The 19,570-nt window shown below is 33.9% G+C and carries 23 protein-coding genes; 18 read left to right on the forward strand and 5 right to left on the reverse strand.

What is annotated here, in order from left to right:
• Positions 1–1,442, forward strand: a 1,442-nt coding sequence (locus FM121_RS14065; RefSeq protein WP_086952827.1) for a Cna B-type domain-containing protein, incomplete at its 5' end; no start/stop codon positions are given.
• A 313-nt stretch (positions 1,443–1,755) separates the two neighbouring features.
• Here FM121_RS14065 and FM121_RS14070 read toward each other — a convergent pair.
• Positions 1,756–3,378, reverse strand: coding sequence for a PucR family transcriptional regulator (locus FM121_RS14070; protein WP_086952828.1), 1,623 nt, complete (start codon positions 3,376–3,378; stop codon positions 1,756–1,758).
• A 124-nt stretch (positions 3,379–3,502) separates the two neighbouring features.
• On the opposite strand from FM121_RS14070, the gene FM121_RS14075 reads away from it, so the two are divergent.
• The 8 genes from FM121_RS14075 (at position 3,503) to FM121_RS14105 (ending at position 9,551) form a co-directional block, all read left to right on the forward strand.
• Complete coding sequence (locus FM121_RS14075; RefSeq protein WP_086952829.1) at positions 3,503–4,540, forward strand: ankyrin repeat domain-containing protein; 1,038 nt, start codon at positions 3,503–3,505, stop codon at positions 4,538–4,540.
• Positions 4,537–5,283 carry an ankyrin repeat domain-containing protein gene (locus FM121_RS14080; protein WP_086952830.1) on the forward strand — a complete coding sequence of 249 codons (747 nt, stop codon included), beginning with the start codon at positions 4,537–4,539 and terminating at the stop codon, positions 5,281–5,283. The genes FM121_RS14075 and FM121_RS14080 overlap by 4 nt, the downstream gene beginning before the upstream one ends.
• A gap of 150 nt (positions 5,284–5,433) precedes the next feature.
• Positions 5,434–5,565, forward strand: coding sequence for an EntF family bacteriocin induction factor (locus FM121_RS14785; RefSeq protein WP_179203896.1), 132 nt, complete (start codon positions 5,434–5,436; stop codon positions 5,563–5,565).
• Between the two features lie 53 nt (positions 5,566–5,618).
• Complete coding sequence (locus tag FM121_RS14085) at positions 5,619–6,914, forward strand: sensor histidine kinase (RefSeq protein ID WP_256958486.1); 1,296 nt, start codon at positions 5,619–5,621, stop codon at positions 6,912–6,914.
• 1 nt (position 6,915) lies between these two features.
• Positions 6,916–7,662 carry a LytR/AlgR family response regulator transcription factor gene (locus FM121_RS14090; protein ID WP_086952832.1) on the forward strand — a complete coding sequence of 249 codons (747 nt, stop codon included), beginning with the start codon at positions 6,916–6,918 and terminating at the stop codon, positions 7,660–7,662.
• A gap of 113 nt (positions 7,663–7,775) precedes the next feature.
• The gene (locus tag FM121_RS14095; protein WP_086952833.1) at positions 7,776–8,018 is read left to right on the forward strand and encodes a hypothetical protein; all 243 of its coding nucleotides are present in this window, start codon (positions 7,776–7,778) and stop codon (positions 8,016–8,018) included.
• Between the two features lie 754 nt (positions 8,019–8,772).
• Positions 8,773–9,135, forward strand: coding sequence for a CPBP family intramembrane glutamic endopeptidase (locus tag FM121_RS14790; RefSeq protein WP_373385093.1), 363 nt, complete (start codon positions 8,773–8,775; stop codon positions 9,133–9,135).
• 107 nt (positions 9,136–9,242) lie between these two features.
• Positions 9,243–9,551, forward strand: coding sequence for a bacteriocin immunity protein (locus FM121_RS14105; RefSeq protein ID WP_179203898.1), 309 nt, complete (start codon positions 9,243–9,245; stop codon positions 9,549–9,551).
• A 14-nt stretch (positions 9,552–9,565) separates the two neighbouring features.
• Here FM121_RS14105 and FM121_RS14110 read toward each other — a convergent pair whose 3' ends face one another.
• The 4 genes from FM121_RS14110 to FM121_RS14125 all read right to left on the reverse strand — a co-directional run bounded on the left by FM121_RS14110 (position 9,566) and on the right by FM121_RS14125 (position 12,731).
• On the reverse strand, positions 9,566–9,814 hold the full coding sequence (locus FM121_RS14110; protein WP_086952836.1) for a hypothetical protein: 249 nt from the start codon (positions 9,812–9,814) through the stop codon (positions 9,566–9,568).
• Positions 9,815–9,829: 15 nt separating this feature from the next.
• Positions 9,830–10,144, reverse strand: a complete 315-nt coding sequence (locus tag FM121_RS14115) for a hypothetical protein (RefSeq protein WP_086952837.1) — start codon at positions 10,142–10,144, stop codon at positions 9,830–9,832.
• A 395-nt stretch (positions 10,145–10,539) separates the two neighbouring features.
• Positions 10,540–11,211 carry a response regulator gene (locus FM121_RS14120; RefSeq protein WP_086952838.1) on the reverse strand — a complete coding sequence of 224 codons (672 nt, stop codon included), beginning with the start codon at positions 11,209–11,211 and terminating at the stop codon, positions 10,540–10,542.
• 2 nt (positions 11,212–11,213) lie between these two features.
• The gene (locus FM121_RS14125) at positions 11,214–12,731 is read right to left on the reverse strand and encodes a Spo0B domain-containing protein (protein WP_086952839.1); all 1,518 of its coding nucleotides are present in this window, start codon (positions 12,729–12,731) and stop codon (positions 11,214–11,216) included.
• 141 nt (positions 12,732–12,872) lie between these two features.
• Between FM121_RS14125 and FM121_RS14130 the strand changes: the two genes are divergently transcribed.
• The 9 genes from FM121_RS14130 to FM121_RS14170 all read left to right on the forward strand — a co-directional run bounded on the left by FM121_RS14130 (position 12,873) and on the right by FM121_RS14170 (position 19,547).
• Positions 12,873–14,168 carry a 2-hydroxycarboxylate transporter family protein gene (locus FM121_RS14130; RefSeq protein WP_086952840.1) on the forward strand — a complete coding sequence of 432 codons (1,296 nt, stop codon included), beginning with the start codon at positions 12,873–12,875 and terminating at the stop codon, positions 14,166–14,168.
• A 19-nt stretch (positions 14,169–14,187) separates the two neighbouring features.
• A complete protein-coding gene (locus FM121_RS14135) occupies positions 14,188–15,351 on the forward strand; it encodes an NAD(P)-dependent malic enzyme (RefSeq protein WP_086952841.1) in 1,164 nt (387 codons plus the stop codon).
• Positions 15,352–15,460: 109 nt separating this feature from the next.
• Positions 15,461–15,754 (forward strand): putative quinol monooxygenase, encoded by a 294-nt coding sequence (locus FM121_RS14140; protein ID WP_086952842.1) that lies wholly within the window; start codon positions 15,461–15,463, stop codon positions 15,752–15,754.
• A gap of 62 nt (positions 15,755–15,816) precedes the next feature.
• Positions 15,817–16,530, forward strand: coding sequence for a DUF5105 domain-containing protein (locus FM121_RS14145; protein WP_086952843.1), 714 nt, complete (start codon positions 15,817–15,819; stop codon positions 16,528–16,530).
• Positions 16,531–16,679: 149 nt separating this feature from the next.
• The gene (locus FM121_RS14150; protein WP_086952844.1) at positions 16,680–17,291 is read left to right on the forward strand and encodes an NADPH-dependent FMN reductase; all 612 of its coding nucleotides are present in this window, start codon (positions 16,680–16,682) and stop codon (positions 17,289–17,291) included.
• A 28-nt stretch (positions 17,292–17,319) separates the two neighbouring features.
• Complete coding sequence (locus tag FM121_RS14155; protein WP_086952845.1) at positions 17,320–17,838, forward strand: NADPH-dependent FMN reductase; 519 nt, start codon at positions 17,320–17,322, stop codon at positions 17,836–17,838.
• Between the two features lie 38 nt (positions 17,839–17,876).
• The gene (locus FM121_RS14160) at positions 17,877–18,407 is read left to right on the forward strand and encodes a hypothetical protein (protein WP_086952846.1); all 531 of its coding nucleotides are present in this window, start codon (positions 17,877–17,879) and stop codon (positions 18,405–18,407) included.
• 57 nt (positions 18,408–18,464) lie between these two features.
• A complete protein-coding gene (locus FM121_RS14165) occupies positions 18,465–18,809 on the forward strand; it encodes an LPXTG cell wall anchor domain-containing protein (protein ID WP_086952847.1) in 345 nt (114 codons plus the stop codon).
• A 57-nt stretch (positions 18,810–18,866) separates the two neighbouring features.
• The gene (locus tag FM121_RS14170; RefSeq protein WP_086952848.1) at positions 18,867–19,547 is read left to right on the forward strand and encodes a YoaK family protein; all 681 of its coding nucleotides are present in this window, start codon (positions 18,867–18,869) and stop codon (positions 19,545–19,547) included.
• Positions 19,548–19,570 lie beyond the last annotated feature (23 nt).

Consider the following 19,570-nt stretch of genomic DNA (forward strand, 5'->3'; position numbering starts at 1 on the left):
GCACAACGATTACAAATACTTACGTCAATAAAGAAACAACAGAATTACCAGTAACAAAAATCTGGAATGATTACAGTAACCAATTCAATACTCGACCAAAAAATATTACTATTGAGTTACTTAAAAATGGCAAATCAGAAGTGGTTCAAGAGTTAACAGGTGACTCAGATAAATGGGAATATACTTTCAAAAATCTACCTAAGTATGACAACAAAGGTAAAGAATATAGCTACAGCGTGAAAGAAATCAAAGTCCCATCTAACTACACAAGTAAAGTAGAAGGCACAACGATTACAAATACTTACGTCAATAAAGAAACAACAGAATTACCAGTAACGAAAATTTGGAATGACTACAGTAATCAATTCAAAACTCGTCCAGAAAGTATCACAGTTGAATTATTGAAAAACGGAGAAGTAGTCGCAACAGAAAAAGTAACAGGTGACTCGGACAAGTGGAGTTATACATTCAAAGACTTACCGAAGTACGATAACAAAGGAAAAGAATTTAGCTACAGCATGAAAGAAATCAAAGTCTCATCGAACTACACAAGTAAAGTAGAAGGCACAACGATCACAAACACGTACATCAATAAAGAAACAACGGAATTACCAGTAACCAAGATTTGGGAAGATTACAGCAACAAATTCAACACAAGACCAGAAACAATCACCATTGAACTATTTAAAAATGGTGAATCAGAAAAAGTAGAAGAAATAAAAGGTGACTCAGACAAATGGGAATATACTTTTAAAAATCTACCTAAGTATGACAACAAAGGCAAAGAATACTGCTACAGTGTGAAAGAAATCAAAGTACCCGAAAATTACACAAATAAAGTAGAAGGTACAACAATTACAAACACTTACGTCAACAAAGAAACAATCGAAATCCCAGTAACAAAAGTTTGGGAAGATAACAATAACCAACTCAACACTCGTCCAGAAAACATCACCGTTGAGTTATTGAAAAATGACGAAGTAGTCGCAACAGAAAAAGTAACAGGTGACTCAGACAAATGGGAGTACATTTTTAAAGATTTACCGAAGTATGATGAAAGTGGCGAAGCATTTAGATACAGCGTGAAAGAAATCGATGTGCCAGAAGGATATGACAGTCAGGTGGAAGGTTTTACGATTACGAATAAATTAACTAAAAAAGAAATCGTTCCAGAAAAACCAAGTGTACCAAGTAAACCGGCAGAACCGTCATCGGAAGAAAAAGTACCTGAAAAACCAAAAGCACCATCATCTAAAGAAGAGGTACCAACTAAATCGACAGAATCACCATCTAAAGTTAAAGTAACCAATAATCAAACAACAGGTAAAAAATTACCACAAACAAATGATCAAAGTAACTATGTTTGGGTAATGATTGGCTTAATGTTAATCACCGTAGTATTCTCAATAAGATATTACAAAAAAGAGAAACAAACGAATTAATCCAGAAAAAGAGTCAACTGATTTAATCGTCAGTTGACTCTTTTTCATATTTTCCAGCTGCTTGGAGTTAGACGCATTTTTCACCACGCTGAGTAGTAAGGGTTCAAAAAGCAACTCCTGCGGCAACTTCACAAATAATAAAGAATCCCAAGATCACGGATTATTTATTATTCGCTCCAGCTGCTTGGAGTTAATCGCTATTTTCACCACGCTGAGTAGTAAGGGTTCAAAAAGCAACTCCTGCGACAACTTCACAAATAATAAAGAATCCCAAGATCACGGATTATTTATTATTCGCTCCAGTTGCTTGGAGTTAATCGCTTTTCTCACCACGCTGTATTAACTTTAACGCTAGCATCAATGGAAGTACATTTTCAGACTCCTTCAAAGAAATGCCCAACAGTGATTCTATCTTTTCAATTCGATACAACAACGTATTACGATGGATGAAGAGGGCTCTAGCTGTTTCTGCAATATTTTGCTGATGATTCAAAAAGCAGTCTAGTGTTTCCAAAAACTGACTATTATGAGTGTTGTCATAGTCGATAAGTGGTGCTAGATAGTGTGAGATAAAGTTCTGAGCCTCAGTTGTTGGAATGCGCTGTTGTAAAAAATTATCAAAATAAAAGTTCTCCGAACGGTAAATATCACTCTGATTAGGCACTAAATAGCGAATTAAATGACGTACTTCTTGGTAACTTTTCGGTAAATTAGGAACAGGTTGGGTAGAACCGATTAACAAATTAATATCAGCGTTTGATTTAAAATAGAATAGAAGTTGTTTGTGTAAAAGGGTAAAAAAATGATTATCCACATTTCCGATTAAACCAATAAAAGAATTCCCTTGTTTAAAGAGATGAATAACTTGTAACTGATCTTGTCTCAGTGTTTCAATCACAAGTTGTAAGTGCCGTAATAAAGAATCTTCATTATACGAAGCTTGTAAGTCGTCGTAATTTGACTGAGTGTGCTTAAAATCAATCATAAAGACAGTGTAAGAAAGATCAAAATTAAAGTTAGTATCATACTGTTTAAGTTCGTTAATATCTGCGGAGTTGTGTAATAATTTTTGATAAAATTCTCGAGATATTTTATTTTGAATTCGACTTTTTTCTGTTTGATGAACGATTTCCATGGCAATCGTTAAGGCTGCTTGTTGTAAATTGAGATAGTCTTGCTGCAAGATTGCTTGATTTTTTTGTAACACAATAATATAGCCATAGGTGACATCGTTAAAAAATAAAGGCAGCAACACGCCATTTTTTTGACTATCAAATTGAAGAGAAATGGGATGTGCTGATTTAGATAGATTCACAGGTAAATTAACTATTTTACTCGTATCAAACAGCGTGAGTTGTTGTTCTTGATTGATTAAGCTGTCAAAATCATGAGTTGTCGGTTTGGTCAGTAGCACCCAATGTGAATCAGTAATAATGACGGGTTGATTCAAGAGGGATTCGAGTTTTTCTTTTAAATAATCGAGCCCCTTACCTTTTAGACCGTACTCTAAAAATTTAGTGTTTGTCTCTAAAGTTAGTTGTGTCGCCTTATTAGTATCTTCAGTTAACAGATTCATAACGGTCGTTAAAATTTTTGAAAAAGCGATCCCGTAAGGTATTTCAATGAGAGGGATAGTTAACTCATTGCACAAATCAATTAATAGCTCAGGAATAGGATTCAGATAGACTTGTGGTTTGATACAAATTCCTGGGATATTTAATTGATGGAAACTTTTTAAAAAGTCTTCTAAAGCGTCAGAACTTTCGCTGAAAAAATAACCTGACGTCACAATCAGCTCACCTGGAGAAAGCCAGTTCATCGCTTTTGGATTATCTAAAATATTCACGCTGGTAATTTGATGATTGACTCCTGATTGACCAGCTAATAGCTTGAAATCAGAGAAGGTTGGTAGGTTCAATAAATCGCTTATCTTCATCGTATGTCTCGCCTCTTTCTTTGTATATATTGTATGAAGAAAGAGGCTTATTTTCAATTAAATCAACTGATTTAAAGTTAAAGTAACTAAGATATACTAGACTTAATGTTAGGAGGTTAGAGGTGTGTTAGAAGAAAACAAGCAACACTTGCTGGAAGAAGCGGTTCTGAGTAATCAATTAGACAAAGTAGCTGATTTACTAAGTCATGGCGCAGATCCAAATGTGAAAAATACGAATGAACTATCGCCTTTTATCGCTGCAGCAGCTAATGGGTTGACCGATATTTTTGAATTAATCTTGTTGCATAGCCCAGAAGTAACCCAAGTGAATCGATTTGGTGGCACTGCCTTACTGCCATCTAGTGAGAAAGGGTTTATTGAGGTGGTTCAGTTAGGGATTCAGGCAGGTGTTCCAGTGAATCATGTGAATCATCTCGGATGGAGTGCCTTACTTGAAGCAGTTATTTTAGGCAATGACGGTTTTCTTTACCGAGATGTTGTGGAAACGTTAATTAGTGGTGGGGCTGATATCACTATTCAGGATTATGAAAAGAAAACAGCGCTAATATATGCAACAGAACAGCAGAAAGAAAATGTTCTTAGCATTCTTAAACAAAAAGAAGACAATTCAAATTTTTCGACAATCAAAGAATTGATTAAAGGAAGACACTATTTAGCTAGCCTTTCAGAGTTACACAAATTAGAAGAGTCTTTAGAAAAAGTCTACTATCTAGGTTTTGTTTACGAGAGATTACATGAGTTTGAGTTAGCTAAAGAATACTACGAAAAAGGATTAGAAAATTCCCCAGAGTTTGCTTATTATTTAGCAAACTTGGCTAAAAAAACTGGTGACTCAAACAAGGTGATTGCTTACTTTAAACAGGGAGCTAAACAAACAAAGAGTGAACCCTTTTATCCGTATCACCTTTCTAATTATTTCAGAGAAATAGGCTATCATGAGGCGGCTGTTGAAGTGATGACAGAACTACTAAGACAATCGCCTACACGCGTGGATTACTTATTTCATTTATCCAATAGTTTAAAAGCTCTAGGAGATTATCAAGGTGCTTCCGAAATACTAACCAAAGCAAGCAATTTACAACCTCAAAATAACTGGTTATTAAAACAGAAACAACTTTCAGAGATGAGGCTAGGCTTATGAAAAAAATTATCTTATTTTTAGGCTTAAGTTTGATTTTATCGGCTTGTAGTCAACAGGAAGAAGTTAAAACGAAAGAAACAAGTATGACAAAACAAGAAGCAAAACAAACAGAAACCAAACCATATAAGGAGGAAAAACAAATGACAACATACGTATCAGGAGATTTAATCAAAGCAGTAGAGGCAAATGATTTAGAGAAGGTAAAAGAAATTGTTCAAGATAAAAACTATGATATTAATGAAGTGAACGAGAAAAAAGAATCCCCACTATTGATTGCTACACACAACAATCAAGTGGCGATTGCTAAAGTATTAATCGACTATAAAGCCGATGTGAACCAACAAGACGAGATTCAAGACAGCCCTTATTTATATGCAGGAGCCCAAGGAAAAACGGAGATTCTCGCTTACATGCTTGAAAATAGCCATCCAGATCAACGGGTGGTCAATCGCTTTGGTGGGAATGCCTTAATTCCAGCTGCAGAAAAAGGGCATTTGGATAATGTGAAGTTGTTACTAGCGGATGGAAAATCAGATATCGACCATCAAAATAATCCAGGGTACACAGCGCTAATTGAAGCAGTTGCTTTAAGAGATGGTTCAAAAGTCTATCAAGACATTGTGGCAGAGTTGTTAAAATACGGGGCAGATACAACCCTAAGAGATACTTACGGTAAAACAGCGGCAGACTATGCCAAAGAATTAGGTTATCAAGAAATGTTGAAAATGTTGGAGAAGAGATAAGAAAAGGTACCTAGAGCGAGGAAGTTACTCTAGGTTTTTTTGTGTAGTCATCATTTCATGAGTTCAAATCAAGGTGTTCAGGATCTTTTTTTAGTTGTGGAGTTAACTTCGATATAATTTAAGTATCAAATAACAGAAAGGTTGATGATGATGTTAAATAAGAAAATAGCTGAGAAAGGCTTAAAGAAGATTAATGGAGGGAGTAGTGTACTACAGCATGTAACTGAGGCCTATAAAGGTAATGCTGTTCAATGTGTTCTTTCTTTATTTAAAAAATGTTAAACTTTTACCATTTTTTTGATATTCTTAGTTAAAGGATGTGTTTGATAGTGTTGATGGTAGATCTCAAAGCTTTTATTTTATTAACGTTTTATCTGAATATTTTATTGTATGGAATCTTTTATTTCTTTATTGAGAGAAAAATAAAACTTCCTTTGATTAGTGTGATGCTTATTATTACTTTTTTTGGACAATTAGTTATGGGAAATTGGTTTGATGTATTGATGGTGGGTGTTATCTATCTCTATGAAAACTATGTTGTTAAGAGTAAAAATAATTTTATAGTGAATACTTATTTATTTTGTTTGCTAATAATACTTTTTGCTTCTCTAATAGCTTCTAATATCATGTTACCTTGGCTATCTTTTCAAGGAACAAAAGGGTTTGATTATATTTTTATCAAAATGAGTATTATGAGTATCATTTTGCTTTTCTTAGTAGTTGCTTACCAAAAATTAAAAGTTACTTCATGGTTGAAAAATAACAATTCCATACTACTAACCATGTTACTGCTATACGTTTATTGTATTACTCTTTTAGTCGTTGTTATATTAAAAACAATTGAAAAATACAGCTTATATATTAATATCATGTTAGTATTCGTCATACTGCAGACGATGGTGATAACAATTTTATTTGTTCGAGATCGAAAGAAAAAAGCAGAAGAGTATGAAAATTTACTCTATAAAAACCAACTAGACAGTCTAAAAAATTACACAGAACAACTAGAAGAAGATTACCAATCTACCCGGAAATTTAAGCATGATTATAAGAATATGCTACTGAGTTTGAGAATTAATGTGGAGAATCAGAATTACGGTGAATTGACTACTTTCTTAAACGAACTCGACGATTACTCTGAAAAATATTTTATTAACTCAGCCATGGAAGTTTTCAAAGATTTGACGTACATAAAAGACGGCTATTTAAAAAGTATTTTTATTAATAAATTACAATTAATGCTGAACAAGGGGATAAAATGTCAGTTTGAATGCCGTGATCTGATTGATAATCCTGTGATTGATTTAGTGGATTTAATTAGAATACTGAGTATTTTTTTAGACAACGGTATCGAAGCTTCTTTAGAAACAGAGGAAAAAAGAATGGCCATTGGTTTATCAAAAACGGATGCAGGTCTGACGATAATTATTGCGAATAGCTATTGTAATAATCAAGAGAGTGTCTCAAAATTAATGGAACAAGGTTACACTTCGAAGGCGAATCATTCAGGCTTAGGATTAACCAATGTTCAAGAGATTAAGAATAAATACCCGAATTTATTTATTCAGTACGAAAAAGAAGAGCAGTTATTTACAGTAAAAATAATCATTGATGAAGGAGTGGCTAGATAAAATGAGTTATCCAATAATAATATGTGAAGACAACCTCACGCAATTGCAGCAAATGAGGACAATCATTGATAACTATATTTTGTTTCATGATGAATTGTTTGAAGTGAAAATAGCCACTCAAAGTCCGGACGAATTAATTAAATACATAAAAAAATTCGACATCAATAAAGGCATTTATTTTTTAGATATTGATTTAAGTCATCAACTAAATGGTATTGATATTGCTAAAATCATTCGCGGAATAGATGTTGAGGCGAAAATTATTTTTGTGACAACTCATAATGAGATGGCACCGATAACCTTTAAAGAAAAAGTTGAAGCTTTGGATTTTATTATGAAAGACCAACCTATTGAGGAGTTGAGGGCAGCTATTTACAGTGCCTTAGAAGAATCTCAAAAGCGAATCGATTTGATGAATGATGTTAGAAAAAACAATTTCAGTTTTTCAATTAGCTCTCAAACTTATAATTTAGAGTTATCAGAAGTTGTGTTAATTGAAACATCAACCATTCCCCATCGACTTGATCTGTACAGTAAAAAAGGAAAATATGAATTTTATGGCAATCTGATTGACCTAGAATTAATGTATCCTAGTTTACTCAGATTGAATCGTTCTTGTCTGGTGAATCCCCAAAACATAAAACAAGTCGATTACTCAAAAAGAAGTGTGTGCTTGCAAGATGATATCTTGCGCACCTTTTCTCTCGGCAAAAGCAAAAAAATCAAAGAAGCGATGAAGACTATTTGAATCTTCATCGTTTTTTTGGTTCATGAGGTGGAAAAGGGGTGTTGGAGACAATTAGCGAGATGGCGTGCTAAATAAGGTTATATTGTAGGAAACAAAAGGAGTTGAACAACCAAATGAAAGAAGCGAAAACATCAGTTTTTATAGGGATGCAAGTGATGAATCTATTATTGCTATTGACGGTGTTACTACCAAATGTTTCAACTAATTTTTACCTGTCTGATTGGATGTACGTTGTCTTAATAGTACTGATGCTAGTTAATGGAAGTTTGTATTTGTGGGTTCGAAGTAAACTAGAAAAGATAGAAGCAGATCGAAATCTTAAAGAAGTGATGAGAATTATTGAGGAGTCGATATAGGGTGAGAGTATTATGAGTGTGATAAAGAAACGATATGATCTAACCGTATATCAATTACTGCTATTTATTTTTTTCTCGTATTTATTGACTAACCACTACACAGTAGCAAGCAAAACCTATTTTATGATTGCTATAATTTTCATTACTTATTCATTTATTTTAGAGTCTTTATTAATTAAGTTGAAGATAAGTGGAAAAAGGAAGTATGCTTGGTGGGGATTTAGTTATTGTCCGCCGATGTTTTTAACGATGGTTGTGTTTATTGTGAGTTGTTATTGAATGTTGTATGGGTTTGTTAAAGAATAAGAAAAAATTTCAAGTACAGCTTCTTTTTTTGCGAAAAATAGAAAAAATGCTACTCTTAAATTGCAGATGAAGTACATTTATAGCACAAAGTCCCTAAAGAAGTCGGATTCTTCAGGGACTTGCTTTATGTGGAAATACCGTCTTAATACGGATTTACTTCTTGTCCAGATGAACTAAAATGAGGTGAATTAAAATAAACAAAATTAATAGTTATCTTAAAAATAATTTCAGAAAAATATTAAATATGCTAATTCTATATTTTATTGCTAATTTAAGTATCAGTTTCTTAGTCAGAATTCCATCAACAAATTGGATGGTTATTCTCCTTTTTTCGGTATTATTTTTATTTTTCAGTTATAGAATTTTAAGGAAAAATAAGTATCTTAAAGAAATAACTATCAAAAAATCCTTGTCATTAAATGATGTAGGAATGATTGTAGCTTATAGTATGATTAATTTGATAGTGAGCTATCTTACGGCTGCTAGTTCATCAAAAGTCAGAAATGAAGGGGGAACTATAGAATATCATTCTAGTTTTTTATTAATACTAGGAGTGATTATTTTAGCTCCAATATTAGAAGAAATTGTCTTTAGAGGGTTAATGAGGCAATTAATAGCCAATAAATATTGCTACATAGTAATCAGTTCATTATTGTTTTCAATGATTCACTCTCCGGAAAATAGCTATCTTTTTATAGGTATTTTTATTAGTGGAGTTCTATTTTCTCTATCATATATTAAAACGAATAACTTAGTGATTCCTATATGTATTCATCTTATTAACAATTTAACCGCTATTTTTTTGAATTGATATGAAGTTGAAGATCTATAAATAGCTATTTCAAGATGTTTTAATCTTGTAAAACCTGAAAGATGATATCTTATTATTACTTAATCAGTGAATGCGAGGGCAAAATAATGGGCGGACTAAATTGGTTTACAAACGACAATAATCGTATGGAACAAGCACTGTTTCTTATTGTAGAACTGTTAATTGATGTGAATCATAGCCAAGAAAATGAAGCGTTAAAATCAATCTTAATGGAGTATAAAGAAGTATTGGCTAATTCAAATTCTTCAGAAATTTTTATTTTGAACCAAATGACCAATGATATTTCAATGGCTATAGAAAAAGATAATGTGTCGTTGTCGGAATATCAAACCCAAAAAATGAGACATTTAATAAGGATATCAAAAACTAAAGGTGTTTCTTTTGTTGAGAAATAACCCATCAGACAACACTAATTACTTAGTTTATCTGATGGGTTATTTTTAATTTTTTTTATCAATTTCCTGAAATATGGATAAGCGAACCAAGTCAAATAAATAGTCGAAATTCCAATAATCGTATGAAGAATAAAACTATCAATAAACTGGATAACAAAATCATTAATGATATCACCAATGATAAATCCAGCTACGGTAACTAAGGCGATGGTACTTTGTTTTTCATTAGATAACCATGCTTGGAGACTGTGTTTCTGTTTCATATTTTAGCCTCCTTTTCACTTGATAACGGTATAGTGTTTGGAAAATTTTTTACTAGAAATTAATAGATGATTGGTCGCATCTAAAAAATCTCCTTCATATCCCATGGCGTACATACCGTAGCCACCACAGTTTCCAATCACTGTCACAACTGTTCCTGTTTTTAAGTTGTGAAGGATGGACGGATTTAATGCGGCCATTAAAATACGGAGACGATTATCTGACCAATATAGGTAATTCTTTTTAAAAGCTTCTTTCACCCAGTCAGGTTGCTCCCCTGTTCGACTAATTTCCCAAACATCAACGACTTTATTTTTGTATGTTGCTTTCATGAGACAATCACCTCTTATTATTTTGTTGCTTTATTGTAATAGGAAATAGTGAGATTTGGTAAAGAATATCATGAAGTGTGGGAAAAGAGGTCATGAGTGAAGTAGAAGAGTCCAACGTATTTAATTAATGACATTCTAAAAATGATGAACATGATTATATCAACGATTCCAGTGTATTCTGGTTTTATTTTATAGAATAAAATATTGTCAAATTATTTTTAGGCATAAAACAAAACCACAATAGCTTATAAACGTTGTTATAGAAGGAATTAGAGACTAGGGGAACTACAAAAATAAAACACACTTATCTCACAAGATAAGTGTGTCCATCTCTATGTATTTTTAAACGCCTACTCACAAATTATTGAAACATGCACAAAACAATAATTTTACGCCTACCCCCAAACATAAACCTTATAAGGTCTCCCAACTTTCAAGTAAATATTCTCACTTTTAAGCTGTTCTTTCTTTTCCAAATAAGCGACATACTTACGAATCGAAACGTGAGATAACTTCGCTTCATCTGTTAATTCTTGAATCGTAAAAGGCTTATCCATCTGTTTAATGGTTTTAATCACAAAAGCTAGCGTCTCTTGAGTGAGGCCTTTTTCTAATTCTTCATCGCCCGTTTCTTCTTCATATTTTGGTTGGAGAAAGGCGTCGATTTGGTCTTGATCCATCTCATGTTGCCCAAGTTGATCAATTTTTTTCTGATACAGGTTCAAACTTTTTTCAAAACGATCATAGGTGAAAGGCTTGATTAAATAATCTAAAACACCAAGATGAAGGCTTTCCTTCACTAAAATTGCTTCTTTTGAAGCGGTAATCAAAATCACGTCAATGTCACGTTTTTCTTTTCTCAAATCACTTAAAAGCTGTAGACCATTCCCGTCTTCTAGGTGGATATCAAGTAAAATTAAATCAATAGCTTCCGTTGCCAGAATGTTTCGACTTTCAGCAATCGTTGAAGAAGCTGAAATATTAAAAGCAGGGTTCACTTTTTTTAGGTAATTGTTATGAATAAATTGCACCATCGGATCGTCTTCGATAATTAAAATGTGGGTCATAATTAGTCCTCCTTAGAGTAGTCTACACTAAATGATAGGGTCTTGTCTGTAAAATGGAGCTCACTGTGGCGATCTTGGATGAGCTGTTTAAAGTAAAAGGATTGCAAGGTTTCTTGAATTTTCTCCCAATCTTCCCTTGAGAAAAGTTGCTCCTTAAATGAATAAGTAGAGGTTAGAACGTTGTCTTCCCATTCTAAGGATAACTGCAATTCATCAGGTAATTGTCGTTGTAAAAAGGCATGATGAATGTAGCGATAAATGGTAATTAACTGGGTTCGTTCCTCACTATTATTTAACGGGATTTCCGGGAAAATTTCAATGTGTAAATGAGTTTTAATTTCGGAGAATTTCTGACGCTCCCCAATTAAAAAACTGGCCATCATGGGATCTTTGACTAAAAGAGCCACATAGCGGGAAAATTCTTTCTCCGGTTTTAATAAATCTTCCAAATATACGCCTAATTCTTCATATGCTTCTAAATCTACCAAACCGAAAATAACATGAAGTTTATTCATAAATTCGTGAGACTGACTTTGAAGCGCAGAAGCGTAAGCCGTTGTATTCGCTAGTTGATCGGTAACAAATAAAGCTTCTGTGGCATTTCGTAAGAATATAACATAGCCCGTTTTTTGCTCTCTAACCACAATCGGAGCAGCTGAAAACAGGTAATCTTGCCCGTGTTGTTGATAGAGTTGTTCCACTTTTTTATCTAAATCGATTTGTTCGAAGTGATATAAAAAGTCTTGTACGTCTTTACCGATCAAATTGGTTTGTTGGGTGGTGTATTGGTACAAGGTTTGAGCTTGGGCATTGGCTAAAAGCACTCGATTGTTCAAATCAATGACCACAACGGCATCTTTGGTTTCTTCTAACATAGCGTTTCTTTCTTCTAATAAGGAAGCAATTTCTCGGGGTTCTAAATTAAGTAAGATGCGTTTTAAGTAGAGAGATAAGGCAAATGCCACGAATAAGCTAACGACTAAACTAAGAATTAAGGAAATTTGATAATCTTTTTGAGATTGTTGAATCATGGTTGATAAAGAGGTCATCTTAACGCCTAAAGCAATGACCCCAATTTGTTTCTCATCTGAGAAGACAGGGACAAAGGCACGTAAAGATTGTCCCAAAGTTCCTTCGTTAATCGAGATATGTTTTTCGCCTTTAAGAGAGGTAACTTCATCTCCTCCTTTAAAATGCCCACCAATTTTACTTGGATCGGGGTGAGTGAGGCGAATCGCGTCCATATCCATGACAACAATAAAATCCAGTTGGTAATTTTTCGCTAATTGATTCGTGTATTCTTGAAGTTCTTGACTTGTTTCATCTTTTTTAAGTTGATTAATGACTAAGGGATCGCTGGCTAGTTGTTTTCCTGTGGCTAGGAGTAACTTTTCTTCATTATGCTTTACTCGCTTGGCGGCACTTTTCACCACTAAAAAATAAGAGACTGAAATTGATAAAATCAGTGTTGTGACAAATGCTAACGAGAGCAACGTCCATAAACTAAGCTTTTTTTTCACGAGGTTCCCTCCTTTTCCAATTTATTATAGCATTTTCTTTGTTAATTTAATTAGTTGTATTAACTTAAATTAATTAAAAAAAGTATATTTAGAAAAGCGCTTCCAATATAGTAAGGGTGTAAAGACAAAGGAGGAAAACAAATGGATACAAAAGAGCAAAAAGGGTGGAAGAATTTCCAAGTCGGATCTGTTCCATTACCAGTATATATCGTATTATCTTCAGTTATTCTAATAACAGCTTATTTACAACAATTACCAGTAAACATGCTAGGTGGTTTCGCTGTTATCTTAACAATGGGTTGGTTTCTAGGAACGTTAGGAGCAAATATTCCTTATTTAAAAAATTTCGGTGGTCCAGCAATTATGTCATTATTGGTCCCTTCGATCCTAGTATTTTTCAATTTAGTTAATGAAAACGTCTTAAAATCAGCAGATATGTTGATGAAACAAGCAAACTTCTTATATTTTTATATTGCCTGTTTAGTTTGTGGTAGTATCTTAGGTATGAACCGTAAAATCTTGGTTCAAGGTTTAATGAAAATGATTATCCCAATGTCAATCGGTATGATCTTAGCAATGGGTGTTGGGACTCTTGTTGGTGTGGCACTTGGTATGGAATGGAAACATGTTTTATTCTTTATCGTAACACCCGTTTTAGCAGGTGGAATTGGTGAAGGTATTTTACCATTATCCCTTGGTTATAGTCAGATTACCGGCATGGGTAGTGAACAATTAGTGGGTCAATTAATCCCAGCAACCATCATTGGTAACTTCTTTGCGATTGGTTGTTCAGCATTTATTAGTCGTTTAGGTGAGAAAAAACCTCATTTATCAGGTAAAGGCCAATTAGTAAAAGTAGCAGATGCAGATGATTTAAGTGACGCTTTAGAAGAAGATAAATCACCAATTGATGTCAAATTAATGGGCGCAGGTGTCTTAACAGCATGTACCTTATTCATCATCGGTGGCTTATTACAATACTTAACAGGCTTTCCTGGTCCTGTATTAATGATTCTTGTGGCAGCACTTTTAAAATATGTTAATGTGGTACCAGAAGAAACACAACGTGGCTCTAAACAATTATACAAATTTATCGCAGGTAACTTCACTTTCCCATTAATGGCAGGATTAGGTTTATTATATATTCCATTAAAAGACGTTGTGGGTGTGTTAACATGGCAATATTTCTTAGTTGTTATTAGTACAGTATTAACAGTTATTACAACAGGTTTCTTCGTTTCACGTTTCATGAATATGTACCCAGTAGAAGCAGCAATTATCTCAGCGTGTCAAAGTGGAATGGGTGGAACAGGTGACGTTGCGATCCTTAGTACAACCAACCGTATGAACTTAATGCCATTTGCCCAAGTAGCAACACGACTTGGTGGAGCAATTACAGTAATTACCATGACAGCTATTTTAAGAATGATTTTCTAAATATAAGGAGGAAACAATCATGACAAAAAAAGACGTAAAAGAATTAGCAATCGAGCAAGCAAGAGCAAACGGTGGAAAGCTATCTGTTGAATCAAAAGTAACCATCAACAACCGTGAAGAATTAAGTATCGCTTATACACCAGGTGTAGCAGCCGTTTCTTCAGCCATTGCAGAAGATAAAAAATTAGCTTACGAATTAACAACTAAAAAGAACACAGTTGCCGTTATTAGTGACGGAACAGCGGTTCTTGGTTTAGGTGATATTGGTCCAGAAGCAGCAATGCCAGTTATGGAAGGAAAAGCAGCTTTATTCAAACGTTTTGCGAATGTGGATTCAGTGCCAATCGTTTTAGCAACAAAAGACACAGAAGAAATTATTCAAGCAGTAAAAATGATTGCTCCAACATTTGGTGGGATTAACTTAGAAGATATTAGTGCCCCACGTTGTTTCGAAATTGAAAAACGTTTAATCGAAGAATTGGATATTCCAGTATTCCACGATGACCAACACGGAACAGCCATTGTTGTTTTAGCAGCACTTTATAACTCATTAAAATTAATTGGTAAATCAATTGATGAAGTTAATGTAGTTGTGAATGGCGGAGGATCAGCTGGCCTTTCAGTCACACGTAAATTCTTAGCAGCAGGCGTTAAAAATGTGACAGTGGTTGACCGTTTCGGTATTATTTCTGAATCACAAATCGCAGACTTAGCACCACATCATGCAGAAATTTCTAAATTAACCAATAGAGAAATGCGTGAAGGTACGCTGCAAGATGCTCTTAAAGGGGCAGATGTGTTTGTCGGCGTTTCAGCACCAGGCGTACTAAAACCTGAGTGGATCAAAGACATGAACGATAAACCAGTGATTTTCGCTATGGCAAATCCAACACCAGAAATTTTCCCTGACGAAGCTATTGCCGCAGGTGCTTACGTTGTGGGAACTGGACGTAGTGATTTCCCTAACCAAATCAACAACGTTTTAGCATTCCCTGGTATTTTCAGAGGCGCATTAGATGCACACGCTCGTGACATTACGATTGAGATGCAAATTGCCGCAGCCAAAGGAATTGCTAGTTTGATTTCTGATGAAGAATTATCAACAACGAACATCATTCCAGATCCATTCCAAGAAGGTGTGGCAAAAGTTGTCGCAGAAAGTGTTAGTCAAGCGGTAAAATAATTGATAGATGAAGTTATCATCCTTAGAATTTTTAAGGGTGGTAACTTTTTTTGTACGTTAATCATGATATGATAAAGGTAACTTAAAATCTAGAAAGGAACTGATAATCATGACTTTAGTCATCAATATTACGTACACAGGAGAAAAGGGCAACGCTAGAAAATTTGCAGAAGAAATGGTGACACAAGGAATTGTTGAAGCAATCAGAAAAGAAGTAGGAAATGAAAAGTACGAATATTATTATCCAATGGAAGATTCAGAATCTGTTTTGTTAATTGATAGTTGGACAAGTCAAGAAGCCTTGGACGTTCATCATAAAACAGAGATGATGACCCAAATTGCAGAGTTAAGAAAGAAATATCATTTGAAAATGAAAGTGGAACGTTTTGAACCTACTTTGTAGAATAGGTTAATGTTTTTAGGTAATCGCTTTCTTTGGTATGATAAAATAAAGGGAGTGATGACATGAAAACAAAAAAAATTAGTTTGGTCTTGATTGTCTGTAGTTTCGCCATTCTTTTAAGTGCCTGTGGGAGTAAACGACCAGAAGCAAAAGATGCCGTCAACGTTTTTATGAACGCTGAAGTTTACGGAAAAGATAAGGAAAAGTACGGAGAATATTTTGGAATGGAATCGGTGGATACGGAGGCTAGTTTGATTTATAGTGTCAAAGAAGGATTAAAATCCGACGTTACTGGCTTGAGTGATTCAGAGATTCAAAAAATAGCCAATGAATTAAAAAAAGTTATTGAAAAAGAAACACGTTTTGAGATAAAAGAAGTCAAAGACAAAAAGGATATGGCAACTGCCTATGTTGATTTGTATGGCTTGGATTTAACTGGACTTGACCCAAAAATAGAAAAAGTCATGAATGCCGAGATGCAACAATACTTTAAGGAAAAAGGGGTTAATGTGGTGTCCCTAGAAGAGATAGAAAAAATAGAAGACGAGTCAGAGATAGAAAAGATAGAAAAAATATTAAAAGAGCCTGATTTTATGACAACTATGACAGAACGGACGTTAGCAAAAATTATTCCAGATTTGAAACAAACGAAAAAAGAGCAAACGGTAGAAATCCAACTAAAAGCAAATGAAAAAAATAAAGATCAATGGGAAGTTGTGGGAGTAGATTCTAAAGTTTTAGAAATTTATGAGAAACTGATGTATGAAGACGAGTAATAAATTAATAATCTGTGACTTGAATGTAAAAATTCAGGGCACAGTTTTTTTATTTAACGAAAACTTATAAAAAGTAAGTCTTTTATTTTGACTAACTAAAAGTAAGCGTGTATAGTAACATTATCAACAAGGATAAAGGGGAAAAACAAATGGGATTATTTAAAAAGAAAGAACCAGAAATCGTTATAAAAGAAGTTATCAAGGAAGTGAAAATTAAAGAAGAGAAAAAACAAGCAGATAAATTCGGTATTATCGTAGGTAGTACAAGAGAAGGTCGTGTGAGTCCACAAGTTGCTGAGTATATATTAAAATTAGCAAAAACACATAGCAATCGTCAATTTGAAATCATTGATATTGCAGATTACAATTTACCGTTTATGGGCGAAGGTGAAGCTAATCCTAAGTGGAATGCTAAAATTTCAGAGATGGATGGTTTTATCTTCATCGTTCAAGAATACAATCACGGCATGTCAGCATCATTAAAAAATGCCGTGGATAGCGCTCGTGAAGAATGGTTCAATAAAGCCGCAGGGATCGTAAGTTACGGATCAGCTGGCGGGATTCGTGCCAGTGAACAGTTAAGATTAGTTTTAGCAGAGCAAAAAATTGCGGATGTTAGAACCAATCCAGCGTTTAACCTATTTACCGATTTTGAAAATTTCAGTACGTTTAAACCAGGTGAACACATGGTTTCTGGTGTGAATGATATGTTAGATGAGTTATTAATTTGGGCGGATGCCTTTAAAACTATTGAAAAATAAAACAAACAACTAATAGGAGGAAATTATCATGAAATTTGGAATTATTTTAGGAAGTACAAGAGAAGGTCGCGTTAGCCCACAAGTTGGAGAATATATTAAAGAGATTGCTTCAAAAAGAGATCATGATTTTGAAATTGTTGACGTAAAAGAGTTTAACTTACCGTTTTTAGGAACAGGCGAAGCCAACCTTAAATGGAATGAAAAAATTAAAGAGTTAGACGGCTATATTATTATTGCTCAAGAATACAACCACGGTTTTTCTGCGTCATTAAAAAATGCGATTGATAGCGCTCGTGAGGAATGGTTCAATAAAGCAGCGGGGATTGTGAGCTACGGATCAGCTGGAGGAGTTCGTGCGAGTGAGCAATTAAGACAAGTATTTGCTGAACAAAAAGTGGCAACTGTTCGTACCAACCCAGCCTTTAACTTATTTACCGATTTTGAAAACTTTAGTACCTTTAAACCAGGTGCTCATATGGAAGCTGGCGTGAATGATATGTTAGATGAGTTGATTTTATGGTCAGAAGCTTTTAAAGCAATTAGATAGAAGGAAAATGTAATAGTTAGTTATAAAATGCCTGTGTTATGAGTTTAAATACTTATAACACAGGTGTTTTTTTAGTCGTTCAATTAAAGCTCGTTTGGAACTTTAACTGTAAAAAATGTCTTTTAAACCGACAAAAGATAAGAAAAAGAAGTTCAATTTATAAGTGGATCAACGTCACTTTCCCAACAGCAGTTGTATTCGGGACAAATGATGGCAAACAGATCACCTCAGAAGCTAACTACAAAATGACAAATAATTCAGGACGCCACCTTAAAGTGGATGTAACTGATTATGTGATTGACACAGTTAACTCAGATGCGAAAGCATTAGAAGCGCTATCTGAATTACAAATTCAATCAAGTCAAAGTAAAAATGTCACTTTAGCTAAAAATGGTGTATCAGCAGTGGATACAAACAAAGAATTTGCGGTAATTGATACAAAAGAAAGTATTAACTTCGGTTTCAAAGGAAAAATTGATGATAAAGTTCAGTTGGGTGAAAAAGCCTATGTTGAATCAAATGTAGTCTTTTGTTTCAAAGCATTACCTCAATCAGGTAACGAAAAATAAAATAGGAAAAGAGGTTGTGATTTTTACTGATCACAACCTCTCTTACGATATAACAAGGTGAATGACAATGAAAAAATAAGAAATGTATTTTATGCAACAAGTTGCTTGATATTACTATTTGGATTAGTGGGTACAATTTACGTTAAGGCAAGCTCTCATGAAGGCCAAATGGCGATAACGGGAGATTTATCAGCACCTCAGCAGCAAGCAGAAGAAGAAATAATAGATGTGGAGGAACCAAAGGAGTTCATCCAAAAAGTTAAACTGGTAGAAGGACAAAGACGACTACCAAAAACAAACGAAAAATCAAACTCATGGTTAATGTCTCTAGGTTGTCTTATTCTGTTAACTAGTTTGTGGTTAGTTTCTAAAATAAAAAGTGCGACAGATGTCACGAAGTAATTTATTTTTTTTAAAGATATGCTAAAATGAAAAGATAAATTAAATGATGGTGATAAAATGAAAAATAAGTTTCATGAAGCGCGTATTGTAGGATTATTGTTAACTTTTATTGGTGGAGCGTTAGATGCCTATACCTATATTCATTATGATGTTTTTGCCTCAGCTCAAACAGGAAATATTATTTTAGCAATTATTCAAGGTTTTGATGGTGAGTGGGGCAGTGTCGGAAAAAAAGTGATTTCTACCTGTTTCTTTTTAGTAGGTATTATATTAGCTAAATTTTTAATTGATTATTTTTACCGGAAAAAAGTTCATTATTGGCGTTTATTTGTCCTTTATTATGAAGCAATTTTTTTCTTTTTAATTAGTTTACCAGTGATTAATGAGAAACAAACCTTGGTTACAATTTTGATTGCTTTTACTGCGGCAATTCAATGGGTCGTTTTTGATAAAATTGACGGTCGAGCGTATACTAATTTATTTACTACGGGCAATCTTAAAGGTATGGCAACAAATTTTTATGAGTATACTAAAACCAAAGAAAAAAAGGATAAGGATGCCTTTCTACACTTTTTACGAGTTGTTTTTGCTTTTATTTTAGGTGCGGTGGTTTCAATTTATAGTTACCACATGCTAGGTGGTCAAGCGATTCTTATCGTGTCAGTTCTCTTTTTAATTTTAGCAATCTATGAAACTGTGTTGATGTTACATTTTTATAAAGCAAACAGAATGAGTTAACAAAAGTTCGCTGATGAAATCTT

The organism is Vagococcus fluvialis bH819, from assembly GCF_900163795.1.
GTDB classification, from domain to species: Bacteria; Bacillota; Bacilli; order Lactobacillales; family Vagococcaceae; genus Vagococcus; species Vagococcus fluvialis_A.

Coding starts and splice junctions, on each gene's coding strand:
- FM121_RS14070 (WP_086952828.1), bottom strand. CDS start 3,378: ATGAAGATAAGCGATTTATTGAACCTACCAACCTTCTCTGATTTCAAG.
- FM121_RS14080 (WP_086952830.1), top strand. CDS start 4,537: ATGAAAAAAATTATCTTATTTTTAGGCTTAAGTTTGATTTTATCGGCT.
- FM121_RS14785 (WP_179203896.1), top strand. CDS start 5,434: ATGTTAAATAAGAAAATAGCTGAGAAAGGCTTAAAGAAGATTAATGGA.
- FM121_RS14085 (WP_256958486.1), top strand. CDS start 5,619: ATGGTAGATCTCAAAGCTTTTATTTTATTAACGTTTTATCTGAATATT.
- FM121_RS14090 (WP_086952832.1), top strand. CDS start 6,916: ATGAGTTATCCAATAATAATATGTGAAGACAACCTCACGCAATTGCAG.
- FM121_RS14095 (WP_086952833.1), top strand. CDS start 7,776: ATGAAAGAAGCGAAAACATCAGTTTTTATAGGGATGCAAGTGATGAAT.
- FM121_RS14790 (WP_373385093.1), top strand. CDS start 8,773: ATGATTAATTTGATAGTGAGCTATCTTACGGCTGCTAGTTCATCAAAA.
- FM121_RS14105 (WP_179203898.1), top strand. CDS start 9,243: ATGGGCGGACTAAATTGGTTTACAAACGACAATAATCGTATGGAACAA.
- FM121_RS14110 (WP_086952836.1), bottom strand. CDS start 9,814: ATGAAACAGAAACACAGTCTCCAAGCATGGTTATCTAATGAAAAACAA.
- FM121_RS14115 (WP_086952837.1), bottom strand. CDS start 10,144: ATGAAAGCAACATACAAAAATAAAGTCGTTGATGTTTGGGAAATTAGT.
- FM121_RS14120 (WP_086952838.1), bottom strand. CDS start 11,211: ATGACCCACATTTTAATTATCGAAGACGATCCGATGGTGCAATTTATT.
- FM121_RS14130 (WP_086952840.1), top strand. CDS start 12,873: ATGGATACAAAAGAGCAAAAAGGGTGGAAGAATTTCCAAGTCGGATCT.
- FM121_RS14135 (WP_086952841.1), top strand. CDS start 14,188: ATGACAAAAAAAGACGTAAAAGAATTAGCAATCGAGCAAGCAAGAGCA.
- FM121_RS14140 (WP_086952842.1), top strand. CDS start 15,461: ATGACTTTAGTCATCAATATTACGTACACAGGAGAAAAGGGCAACGCT.
- FM121_RS14145 (WP_086952843.1), top strand. CDS start 15,817: ATGAAAACAAAAAAAATTAGTTTGGTCTTGATTGTCTGTAGTTTCGCC.
- FM121_RS14150 (WP_086952844.1), top strand. CDS start 16,680: ATGGGATTATTTAAAAAGAAAGAACCAGAAATCGTTATAAAAGAAGTT.
- FM121_RS14155 (WP_086952845.1), top strand. CDS start 17,320: ATGAAATTTGGAATTATTTTAGGAAGTACAAGAGAAGGTCGCGTTAGC.
- FM121_RS14160 (WP_086952846.1), top strand. CDS start 17,877: ATGAGTTTAAATACTTATAACACAGGTGTTTTTTTAGTCGTTCAATTA.
- FM121_RS14170 (WP_086952848.1), top strand. CDS start 18,867: ATGAAAAATAAGTTTCATGAAGCGCGTATTGTAGGATTATTGTTAACT.